Consider the following 12,541-nt stretch of genomic DNA (forward strand, 5'->3'; position numbering starts at 1 on the left):
CCTCTGCAATTTGATTGTTAATGCTTAATAAAGATATTAATGAATTTATTCAAAACAATAGTTTTTAATTATTTTGACATATGAAGTGTATTCATCGTTAGAAATTTTTCCATCAACAAATCTTGAATCAATCTCTTTATACAATTCATTTATATTCTTGAAGTCTTTGTTAAATATATTTCTTTCAGTACCAGTAATAGTTTTTTCTATAAATTGAATACCTGACTCGTCTTTTCTCAAAAATAACGATTTAACACTCGATTTAGAATTTAAATAAGAGCTTAAACAAATAGTTAATAAAACCAGACTGCTTATTACTTGAGTTAAATGAACTGGTCTAATGAAATATATTTTAGTTTTTAATAGATCTTTCAAGCTTTCAAAAGATACATTAAATATGGAAACTGAGATTGTATACATAAATATGTTAACTAAATTGATTAATTCGTTTTTCAAAAATAAAAAAATAGATATGTTCACATTAGGTATTTTTACTGATATAACACACAAAATTAAGAGATATGAAAAAAGTATGATTTCTAACAGACTATTTAATGCTAGCTTAGATCTCATATTTTTATCGAGATTAGACTTTTTATCTTCTGGTTCGTCATGTATATCCATGAAAAATGAATAACAAATTTCAACAGATCTAATAAATAATCTATAAAAAATTAAAATGTAAATAATATCCATAAAATTTAAGAATAAATTTTCCGAATGTATAATCTCCTTATAAATTACTAATTTGAGTAAAATATAAGAAATAAAAAATATCAGCAGTGTATAAATAGAAATATATAAGTTATTCATGTTTCTCTCTCTTATATACTCACCTCTAAATTTTTTTAATTGTTCAAATGGTACAATTTGTTTCTCAAAATAGTCTTCACTCGATTCTTTTGTATTATTGATCACTAAATTGTTTTCATTAATAAATTTTAAGAAACTTTTTTTATTCCTTAAGGAACCTGAGAAGTTATTCATTTCATCTTTTATATTATATTCATCAAATAAAAATTCAGAGTTATATTGTTTTAAATAATCATTAACAATTACCTCATTTTCTATAATAATTTTTCGCTTATTTGCTGAATAGTACTCTTTCATTGATACTTTTTTAAAATTACATACTATGTATATCAATGCTAAGATAAAAGGATTTAATATTATTATGGATATGACAGTAATTTGAGCACTATACATTAACTCCATTACATCTTTTAAACTAGATAAATTTAAATAATTCAAAAAACCACTAAAAGAAAAATTAACATTTCTAAAAGTTTGCCCCAAAAATAATAATAATGTAATTAACACTGATAATTTTTTCTGGACAATTGTTAAATCTATAAGTTTATTCATTTCATTTCTCTCAAAATAAATTGAAGTAGCTAATAATAAATGTTTTATCCAGATAATTGATAAGAAAAGATATGTATTGTTGAATTGTCGATTACTGTCCACAAAATTATCAATAATATAATGACCAAAAGCTAAACTTGATACATAAAAAATAAATAAATATGGAATAATAAATTTTCTGGATTCGTTGTAACTTTTTATAGAAAAATCATCATTTATTATCAAATAATCAAAAGATACTATATTTTGATTGAATTTAATAAATTGATTTTTTTTCTGTTGTACTACAATAAGTTGATTTACATATAAATACAAAAAAATAAAAATTGAGACATTACTGAGGTTCAAGATTTTTTCTGGGGAAACTAGAATTGATTTAAATAAATCTCTTATTCTAAAATCATTTGTGAAATATAGCATTAACAAAATAAACAACCAGAAAAATATTTGTTGCTTAAATACTTCATTTTTTTTCATAAATCCAACTCTTTTCTATTTATTCGACATAAGATAGCCCGCAATCCAAATTCTAACATAATTGAATTACGGGCTACATATTTATTATTTTGTAATGAAGTAGCGTGATTGATCAAGATGATCCTTCGCTGTATAGATGTTGAGTTTGTACGAACCGTTCGTCAATTCCTTACGCATCTTCAGAACATAGTTCCCGTGCTGATCCGCCACGTCTTGAGCGATCAACTGATAACCAGATGCTGTCTTTTGATAGAGACGGACGATTTGACGTTTTTCGACTTTACCTGTCAACGTCTTTTTACCTGACCATTTTTTAACTGGGTATGTGTTCTTAATCGTGAACGACGCTTTTTTCGTGATCTTGTTCGAGATGTCTGTCGACTTGACCGTGTACGTCCCTGTCGTTAGACCGTTCTTGACCGCAATCTTGAAACCGCTTGCCGCCGTTTTTGCTTTTGCGATTTTCGTTGATCCTTTATAGAGCGTCACGTCAAGACCTTCCGTTGCTTTACCGCGGAGGACCGTCGATCCGTAGACTGCTGACTTTTTATCGATCGCTGGTGTCGCAACGACACCTGTTCCGACTGTGACGTTCGTTTCTGTCTTCATGAAGCTGAGTTCAGAGACGATCGTCAACTTGTCACGCAATTTGAGCGGACGTGTTCCGACTTCGTATTGACCCGCTTCGTTTGCTGTTGCTGTTCCAAGAACTTTTTCGCCAAGTTTGACTGTGACTTTCGCACCTGGAACGGCTTGACCAGTAACGACTTTTGCACCCGGTTTAACTGCTTTTGCCGAGACCGTGAAGTCTTTCATCGGCACGTTCATATTGAATTTAAGGAACGTACCTGTCTCACCTGGACGTGTTTCACCTGTGTTCGTGATGCCTTCATACCGCTTGACGTACGGTGCAGCTGCAGCCGCTGAATCAAAGCTGACCGTCGTCGGTTTGCTTGCGACGAGTGACCAGTTGTCATCGGCTTTATAATCAACCGGTTGTTTCGCTTTGATGAAGTCCGAGATGACATTACGTGTTTCGTAGGCTGATTTGTAGACGATATTCTTTCCGCCACCAAGACCTGGGAACGTCGCACTGCCTGCGCGGTAGTTGTTCGTCGCAACAAGGAATTCTTGATCGTCTGCGATCGCTTTGCCTTGATACTTGATATTTTGGACGCGATTTGCGTCTTTATTGACAACGACACCGTTAAAGTCGAACTTCGCTGGTTTCGTGATATCGATTTCATACGTCAATCCATCGAGGATATCAAAGTTATAGCTACGGAATTCTTTATTCAACAACTCTGTCTGCTCACCGCCGACTTGGTTGAATTGACCCGCAGACATCTCGAGCCAGTCTTTGACGTCAGCACCTGTTACTTTGACGACTTCGAGTGTATTCGGATAAACATAAAGATCGGCGACGTTCTTGAGTGCGATTGGTCCTTTTTTGATCAACGTGTAATCGGATGCGTTGACCTGGTTACGACCACCTGTCTTGAATGGTGCACCTGCAGACAACAACGGGAGATCTTTATATTTCGCAAGATCGGCATTTTCTTTGAGTTGTTTCTCGACATACCATTTCTGAGCGTTCGTTACGAACTGAACGGAATCATCGTCTTGCGCGAGAGCGAAGAAGCTCTGGATATCATCATTGATCGTCCCGACTTCTTGACGAATGTAAGCGAGCGTTCCTTCATGTGCTTTTTCGATCAACTTGACAGCACCGGCATCTGCTGTCGTGTCTTTCGTGACGTCCGCTAGTTTCGCACCAGACGTATCAACGACCCATTTCCCGTCGACTTGCTTCAACTGAAGATCGATGACTCCGACGTTTTTCCCTTGTGTGTTTGCCATGACGACCGGTTTGCCATTGATTAGACCGTTCGTCGCGTCAACGTTCGGCAGCTTGTTGAACGCTGAATCGGCTGCTGGGAACTTCCCATGCTGATGACCTGTCATCAAGACATCGATGTCTGCGACTTTCGTCAACGCGTAACCAACGTTCTCATCGCCATCTTTTTGATCCGTCGTATCTCCGATCCCTGTGTGTGCGAGTGCTACGACGACGTCTGCGCCAGCATCTTTTAATTTTTTCGCTGTTGCTTTAGCAGTCGGAATGATATCTTCAGCCGTGACTTTCCCCGTCAGGTTCCCCGCATCCCATGCCATGATTTGTGGCGTGACGACTCCGAACACACCCACCTTGACTGTTTTCATGTCACCGTTCTGGTCCTTGACTTGACGTTCGATGATTTGATAGTCTTTTCCATCTTTGTTGTAGTCCGCGACGATCGGCTTTTTCGTGACTGCATCCAATACGTTCGAGTTGACGAACTTGATTGAACCGCTCGAAGCACTCATCGCTGACTTGAGGAAATCAAGACCGAAGTTGAATTCATGGTTTCCGAGCGTGACTGCATCATAACCGAGGTATTCCATCAATTCGTACATCGGATGTTTGCCTTTGTTTCCTTTATCATACTGATTCTTGACGTAATCACCGAATGGCGTTCCTTGAAGTGTATCCCCGTTATCGAATAAGAAACTGTTCGTTGCGCCCACTTCAGTTTGTTGCTTTTTGATGACTGTAGCCGCTTTGACGAGACCAATCGTTTCGTCCTGCGCATCCTTGAAGTAATCGTAGTTCATTGAGTTCGTATGTAAATCCGTTGTTTCTAAGAAGCGTAACTTGACGACACTGTTGTCGGCAGCAAGTGTCTTGACTTGAACGACTGGTACGAGCATCGGTGCGATCAATGTCGACGCGATGACGAGTTTCGTTGCTTTTTTCATATGGATTTTCCCCCCAGGATGTTTTGACTGCTTCATTAATTTAGCATGGTTCGATTATAGCTAATAGTCCTTTCAAATAGGTCGGACATCCGTCTTATTTAACCTACTTAACTAATTCCAAATACTGGCTTAACATTGTTGATTTTACCTTTACAAACCAAGTTTATATGGTAAAAAAAGGAGATGATGCAAATGAGATGAACCACGTAAAAAAACGATACATTTCAGGACATGAACCTGAAAACGTATCGTTTATGCTTGATGTAGAACGTAACTGTTCCTTCTCGACTCCTACAGGCAAAGAAAGCATGTTTTTCGCTTTCGCCCGGCAGATGAAACATAGTTTAGGATACCGCGGCTTACCTTCCGCCTGTGGAAAGCGGCAATTACAGCAACGTTCGTCGTCTCCATTCAGGGCACATCTCCTAGTGGAGGAGCTTCATCACTCCACGTCCCTTAAACCGTTTTCTCTGGTTTCCGTCGGACGACATAACCAAGAATTCCGCCAAGTAACGCAAGACCTGCAGCGTAGAGTACCGTCCAGCCTGCCGTCTGTTGAGCGAACTCGAATAAGACGTCACTGCGCCATTTCATCGCGAACTGAACGTATGAAGCTTGACTGACGATGAAGCTGATGACACCGATCGCGATCGCAAAGACGAACGGATCGATAATCGACTTGAAGCTGCGGATACTACAGACAAAGTAGATCGCGAACGTTACGAGCAACAGCACCCAGTACGCACTCTCACTCGAGACATTCGGTGGCGTCGCTCCTGCCGATTCCGCATCAATTACTTGGATCGTCTGCCGCGCGACACCGTAATCAACCGGATCGAGCTTCAATTGTGTTGCTGACAAATCCGGACGTTCTCCACCGAGTAACGTCAACAATTGTTCTGTCACCCGGTCCGTGTCGATTCCATCGACGACTTTTTGGATCGAGTCATTGAGCTGATCCGTTGAGGTCTCCCCGTTCAACATCGAGACCGGGATTTCCGCATTCGCTCCAAGGACGTCTGCTTGATACACGACCTGACCGCCGTGGATCCAGTCGTACATCCCGCCACTTCCGGCGTTCAGACTCGCGACGGTGAGTGCCGTCCGAAGTGAGGAATCTCCGTCATATGCCGCTTCGTCCTGTACCGTAAAGACGAGTTGAAGTGTACTTGCGAGCATCAAAATCAGCAAGCTGGCACGACCGGCAGCTGTCAGACCAGATAACTTTTGCGGGAAGAACGCCATCCAACCAAGCAAACTGACGACGAGAAGCGGTAGGATCCCACTCATCGCATAGCCGTCTTGTAACGAGAGGAACGGCACGTCGTTTCCGCGTCCGGCAAGGACGAACCAGATGATTCCGACCGTTAAGAAGAAACTGATCGATCGAATCGTCCACCCGAGACGACTTGCCTTAATCCGTAACACCAAAAATAACAGGACAATCAAACCGATGCCAAAAACGGAATAGAGTAACGTGCCGTAAGAGACATCAAACGTAAGTGGTGCAAGGACTTGCTTTAAGTCAATCCCAAACAACGATAAGACGTCGCCGGCAGAACTCGCATCGAGCACCTGATTGATGATTCCTTCTCGGACCGCGCTCGGCATCGTGATCGATAGCCCACCGACGAACAGAAGCATAAATGACACCGTGATGTCTGCATCTTTCCAGGAGACGTCCGCCTGTTGCATCTGCGTCACGAGATCCTGATAGTCTGAGGATGAAGTGATTTGTGAAGTCAAAAATGCCATCACGCCATAGATGACACCGAAAAAGATGAGACCGATGAGGACGCCAAACAGGACATCCCAGACGGAAAACCGTCGTTGTTTCCTTTCTTGCCTTGACTCCATCCCATTTCCTCCTTTTTATGTCTGATGTTTGAATATTCCTGCTACAGCGAAACCAAAAACATCAAATTCATTCAACAGCCATTATATCCCACCTTTTCTCCGACTGTCTCCACTGATTTCCAAAATAAAAACCGGCTTCTCACAGTGAGAAGCCGGTTGAACGATCAGGTGCCATGGTATTTTTTTCTCTATTAGATGCCTTCGTATGCTTGTTCCATGATCGTCCGTAACTCAGCGACAAGCGGCATCTTCGGATTCGCCGTCGTACATTGATCCTCGAAGGCATCGACTGCCATCTTATCGAGTTTTGCCTCGAAGTCTGCTTTTTGAATGCCTTGCGCCTTGAATGACATCTTGATGTTGAGACGTTGCCCAAGATCAGCAACCGCTTGAATGAGGGATTCGACCCCTTGTTCCGTCGTTGCTGCCGGAAGACCGAGGTAGCGTGCGATGTCAGCATACCGTTCATCGGCAACGAATGATTCATATTTCGGGAATGCTGCTAGTTTCGTTGGTCGTGACGCGTTATAGCGAATGACATGTGGCATCAGGATCGCGTTCGTCCGTCCGTGTGGTGTGTGGAATTCGCCACCGATTTTGTGTGCGATCGAGTGGTTGATGCCGAGGAAGGCGTTCGCGAATGCCATCCCTGCCATCGTTGACGCGTTATGCACTTTTTCGCGTGCTTCGGCGTCTGATCCGTTAGCATATGCTCGTGGCAAGTAGTCGAAGATCATCTTGATTGCTTTCAGTGCCAGTCCATCCGTATAGTCGTTCGCAAGAACCGAGACGTATGCTTCTGTTGCATGTGTCAAGACATCCATTCCAGTATCAGCAGTGATTGAAGCTGGGACGGTCATGACGAATTCTGGATCAACGATTGCGACGTCTGGTGTCAATGCATAGTCAGCAATCGGGTATTTGACGTTTTTCTCTTTATCCGTGATGACGGTGAACGGTGTCACTTCTGAACCCGTACCAGAAGTCGTCGGAATCGCGACAAACTTCGCTTGACGACCGAGTGCCGGGAATTGATATGCCCGTTTGCGGATATCGAGGAATTTTTGACGTAAGTTCGAGAACGTTTCGTTCGGTTGTTCGTAGAAGAGCCACATTCCTTTCGCAGCATCCATTGCTGAACCACCACCAAGAGCGATGATCAAGTCGGGTTTAAAGTCACGCATCGCTTGAGCACCCGTCTGAACAGTTGTCACCGATGGATCTGGTTCAACTTGGTCGAAGATCCGGTAACTGACGGACTGTGGCAAGTTTTGAATCACTTTATCGGCATACCCGAACTGTACCATCGTTGGATCGGTTACAATCATGACGCGTGAAACGTCAGTCATCGACCGCAAGTACTGAACAGAGTTCTTTTCGAAGTATATTTTTTCAGGGACTTTGAACCATTGCATGTTCACGCGTCGTCTCGCCACCTTTTTGACGTTGAGTAAGTGTTTCGCTGTTACGTTTTCAGAAACAGAGTTTTTCCCGTATGATCCGCAACCGAGTGTCAGAGATGGTGTCAACTCGTTGTACAGATCACCAATTCCGCCATGAGCAGATGGGCTGTTAACGAGGATCCGGCAGGCTTTCATGCGGAGTCCGAACGCTGTCATCAAGTCATCGTTCGTCGTATGAATGACAGCTGTATGACCGAGACCTCCGATTTCAAGCATTTGTTCAGCAATCGTGAACGCTTCTTCGGTCGAAGCGACGCGATACGCACCGAGGACGGGACTGAGTTTTTCATGAGACAATGGTTCTGCCGCTCCGACGTGCTCGAGTTCCGCGACGAGCATGACCGTTGTTTCCGGAACATCGATGCCGGCTTTTTCTGCGATCCATGTCGCAGGTTTCCCGACGATGTCCGCGTTGACGGCACATGTATCGGTTTTGATGACGAGTGATTCGAGGCGTTGTTTTTCTGCCGGTGTACAGAAGTAACAACCGAGTGCTTCCATTTCCGTACGAACCATCGCATAAATCTCTTGATCGACGATGACGGCTTGCTCAGACGCACAAATCATCCCGTTATCAAACGTTTTTGAGAGAACAAGATCGCTGACTGCCCGTTTGACTTTCGCAGACTGTTCGATATAACACGGAACGTTCCCTGGTCCAACACCGAGTGCCGGTTTACCAGTTGAATACGCTGATTTGACCATTCCTGCTCCACCTGTCGCAAGGACCATGGCGATTTTTTCATGGTTCATCAAGACTTTCGTTGCTTCAAGTGATGGTTCTTCGACCCATTGAATACAGTCTTTTGGCGCACCTGCTTTAATGGCTGCGTCACGGAGTGTTTTCGCTGCTTCAACGGAACAACGTTGTGCCGATGGATGGAATGCGAAGACGATCGGGTTGCGTGTCTTAATTGCAATCAATGCTTTGAACATCGTCGTTGATGTCGGGTTCGTGACCGGTGTGACACCACAGACGACACCAACCGGTTCAGCGATATAGGTGATACCGTTTTGGACATCTTCTTCGAGAATCCCGACCGTTTTTTCATGACGTAGACTATTGTAGATGTATTCTGTCGCAAACATATTTTTAATCATCTTATCTTCAAAGACACCGCGTCCCGTCTCTTCTGCTGCGAGACGAGCGAGTTCGACGTGCCGTTCAAGTCCGGCAAGTGCCATATCCCGGACGATCGTGTCGATTTTTTCTTGATCGAATGTCAGTAATTCTTGTAATGCACGTTGCCCTTTTTCAACGATTTGCCCAACTGCTTGTTCGACCGGCGTTGCCGTCGATTTTGTTTTTTCTTTCACAGCCATGAGTGGTTTCCTCCCTGTCGTGGAACGAATCTGAGTTTGATTTGCCAACCATTATGTCAGGAATGCCAAGCTGTTTTTCAATAGTTTGTGCTTTCCTTCACAAATCAATCATAACCCCTTTTTCCTGTTTTGTGCATGACCATCCTGTGAATTCCCTCACACCTTTGATAGCGTTTACAACTGTTGTAAATTCTTCTTTTTTATCGTTTTGCTTCATGTACATGAATGTGTGCGATTTGTCACACCTTGCATTTTCGTGACTTGATAGCCGTTTCATCATCTTGTATTCTGATATGGGGACATATTAAGAGCTACCACTAAAGGAGGACACTTGAATGTCAGTTGTACAGGAAATGCTAGCCTTCAACGAGCGATTCGTCGCCGAAAAACAGTATGAGCAGTTCGTCTCGGATAAGTTCCCAGACAAAAAGGTCGTCATCCTGACGTGTATGGATGCCCGCTTGACGGAGCTCCTCCCACACGCACTTGGTCTTAAGAACGGGGATGCGAAGATCATCAAAAATGCCGGCGCTATCCTATCGCACCCATTCGGCTCCGTTATGCGCTCGATTCTCGTTGCGTTGTATGCTCTTGGCGCTGAAGAAGTCGTCGTCATCGGTCACCACGACTGTGGCATGAGCACGATTGATCCTAACCACATGATCAACGAGATGAAGGATCGGGGAATCGACCAACAGATTCTTCATACACTCGAAGTATCCGGGGTTGATTTGAATCAATGGTTGCGTGGCTTCACGTCAGTTCAAGAAAGCGTCGCTCACTCAGTCAGCCTCGTGAAGAACCACCCATTACTGCCACCTGGGACGAACGTCCACGGACTCGTCATCGATCCAGGTACTGGTAAGCTTGACGTCGTCGATTGCTGATCACTCTCTATAGAAGAAACGCAAATAGAATTGGATGATTTACTCCGCTTTAAACTAAAGATAACGTGCCATCCTCTCTTACCGGAGAAGGATGGCACGTTTTTTCGTATGAGTCATTTTCAGTGATCAAAACGCTTCTCACTTCATGCTTCGGGGTATAACAGAATGTATCATCTTGTAGAGAGCTAATAAGCGTATCATTCATCTTTTGATTACGAGGTCAGACTTTTACTCTTGACAGCATTCCAACATGGCTGTAAGATACTTTAGTATAGTACAGTGATAACAAAAGAAAGTGTGGTTTTACTGAATGATAAACGCCGTATTGTTTGCCGTCTTTTTACTGTTTATTTTAGCGATCTTCCGCGTCCACATCGTGCTCGCGATGGTCATCAGTGCGTTTGCCGGTGGTCTCGTCGGTGGTCTTGATTTAACGAAAACAACCGAAGCGTTTGCCGGTGGTCTTGGTGACGGGGCAGAAATCGCCCTGAGCTACGCGTTGCTCGGTGCATTTGCCGTTGCCCTCTCGAAAACGGGCTTACCGGATGCACTTGCTCACTCTTTGATTGCGCGTTCGCGTGGTAACGCAAGTGCCGCTTCCGTCAAAAAATTAAAAGGATTCATCTTGTTTGCGATTCTCTTGCTTGCGATCAGTTCACAAAACGTGTTGCCGATCCACATCGCTTTCATTCCAATCATCATTCCGCCGCTTCTTGGTCTCTTCAATCAATTGAAGATGGATCGACGCCGGATTGCGATCATCATGACGTTTGGTCTTGTGACACCATACATGTTCCTACCAGTCGGATTCGGAGACATTTACCTCAACCAGATTCTATTAAAGAACTTGAAGGCAAATGGTCTCGATACAGCAGGAGCATCCGTCATCGAAGCGATGGCGATTCCAGCACTCGGGATGGTCGTCGGTCTCTTGATCGGTCTATACTCATATCGTAAAGAACGGACATATGAGATGCGTGACATCGCACCGGACGATTATGAAATCCCAGTCATCACGAAAACGAAGCTTGTCTTAAGTGGTATCGTCGTCATCGCGACATTGATCGTCCAACTGCAAACGGAGTCGATGATTCTCGCTGCGACGACGGGGTTGATCCTCTTCTTGCTGCTTCGTCTTGTTCGTTTCAGTGAAGCAGATGACGTCATTACACGCGGTATGCGCATGATGTCATTCATCGGTTTCGTCATGATTTCAGCGAACGGCTTCTCGAACGTCTTGCGTAAGACGGGCGATATCGAGCCACTCGTCGAGAATTCGAAAGCGTTGATGGGCGATTCACAACTCGTTGCCGCCTTCGTCATGCTCTTGATTGGTCTTCTCGTCACGATGGGGATCGGCTCGAGTTTCTCGACCGTTCCGATCATCGCTGCCATCTTCGTTCCACTTTGTATCCAGTACGGATTCAGCTTAGAAGCGACGATTGCCATCATCGGTACAGCCGGTGCGCTCGGTGACGCGGGTAGCCCGGCGTCTGACTCGACACTCGGACCAACGAGTGGTTTGAATGCTGATGGTCAGCACGATCACATGCGAGAAACGGTCATTCCGACGTTCCTGCATTACAACATTCCATTACTCATCTTCGGTACGATCGCTGCGGTCGTATTATAAAAACAAGACGGATTCGCTGTCATCGCGAATCCGTCTTTTGAATTGTCTCCGTTTTTTTCCTTTTCATTTCGTCGCCGGTTCTCTAAAATAAAGGAATGAACTGATACAAAGGAGTTGTCTAACGTGTTATCTCAAGTCGTCAACCAGATTTTACTTTCGCTTGCCGATCTCGGATATTTCGGCATCGCCCTCGGGTTGATGATTGAAATCATACCGAGTGAAATCGTCCTCTCTTACGGTGGATTCATGATTTCCCAAGGAACGATCGGCTGGCCGCTCGCCATCGTCGCTGCCGTCATCGGTGGATTATTCTCGCAATTATTCTTATATTGGTTCGCTCGCTACGGCGGTCGTCCCCTTATCCTGAAATATGGGAAGTATGTTTTGATTTCAGAGCATCACTTGGACTTAGCCGAGCGTTGGTTCTTGAAATATGGTCAAGGCGTCATCTTCGGAGCCCGTTTCATCCCCGTCGTTCGTCATGCCATCTCGATTCCGGCAGGTCTTGCTAAGATGGATCAAACGAAGTTCTCTCTCTATACGGTGCTTGCGATCATTCCGTGGTCAATTTTGTTCCTGTATCTTGGTGAAACGCTCGGAACGAACTGGCGCTCGATCAAAGAAGTAGCAGCACCTTATACGAACGGTGTCCTAATCGCTGCCGTTGTCTTGATCATCTTCTACGTTATCTACAAACGCCGTCAACGAACGGTTTGAACAACTAGCAGTCTGTCTGA

7 protein-coding genes are annotated in these 12,541 nt (G+C 44.1%); 3 read left to right on the forward strand and 4 right to left on the reverse strand.

The genetic code is table 11. The features are described 5' to 3' along the window. Positions 1-45: 45 nt before the first annotated feature. From B3G15_RS01330 to adhE, 4 genes are all read right to left on the reverse strand, one after another. Complete coding sequence (locus B3G15_RS01330) at positions 46-1,842, reverse strand: hypothetical protein (protein ID WP_290714727.1); 1,797 nt, start codon at positions 1,840-1,842, stop codon at positions 46-48. Positions 1,843-1,926: 84 nt separating this feature from the next. Then, positions 1,927-4,641 carry a bifunctional 2',3'-cyclic-nucleotide 2'-phosphodiesterase/3'-nucleotidase gene (locus tag B3G15_RS01335; protein WP_290714729.1) on the reverse strand — a complete coding sequence of 905 codons (2,715 nt, stop codon included), beginning with the start codon at positions 4,639-4,641 and terminating at the stop codon, positions 1,927-1,929. 456 nt (positions 4,642-5,097) lie between these two features. Then, positions 5,098-6,498, reverse strand: coding sequence for a hypothetical protein (locus B3G15_RS01340; RefSeq protein ID WP_290714731.1), 1,401 nt, complete (start codon positions 6,496-6,498; stop codon positions 5,098-5,100). A 191-nt stretch (positions 6,499-6,689) separates the two neighbouring features. After that, complete coding sequence (adhE, locus tag B3G15_RS01345; protein WP_290714733.1) at positions 6,690-9,284, reverse strand: bifunctional acetaldehyde-CoA/alcohol dehydrogenase; 2,595 nt, start codon at positions 9,282-9,284, stop codon at positions 6,690-6,692. Between the two features lie 335 nt (positions 9,285-9,619). Between adhE and B3G15_RS01350 the strand changes: the two genes are divergently transcribed. The 3 genes from B3G15_RS01350 to B3G15_RS01360 all read left to right on the forward strand — a co-directional run bounded on the left by B3G15_RS01350 (position 9,620) and on the right by B3G15_RS01360 (position 12,521). After that, positions 9,620-10,171: a beta-class carbonic anhydrase gene (locus B3G15_RS01350; RefSeq protein WP_035397969.1), complete on the forward strand. Its 552-nt coding sequence runs from the start codon at positions 9,620-9,622 to the stop codon at positions 10,169-10,171. Between the two features lie 313 nt (positions 10,172-10,484). Further along, the gene (locus B3G15_RS01355; protein ID WP_290715982.1) at positions 10,485-11,804 is read left to right on the forward strand and encodes a Na+/H+ antiporter family protein; all 1,320 of its coding nucleotides are present in this window, start codon (positions 10,485-10,487) and stop codon (positions 11,802-11,804) included. 123 nt (positions 11,805-11,927) lie between these two features. Beyond that, positions 11,928-12,521, forward strand: coding sequence for a DedA family protein (locus B3G15_RS01360; protein WP_023467894.1), 594 nt, complete (start codon positions 11,928-11,930; stop codon positions 12,519-12,521). The last annotated feature ends 20 nt before the right edge of the window (positions 12,522-12,541 follow it).

Origin of the sequence: Exiguobacterium sp. UBA1053 (genome assembly GCF_002316465.1) — a bacterium.
In the GTDB taxonomy this organism is placed as follows: domain Bacteria; phylum Bacillota; class Bacilli; order Exiguobacteriales; family Exiguobacteriaceae; genus Exiguobacterium_A; species Exiguobacterium_A abrahamii.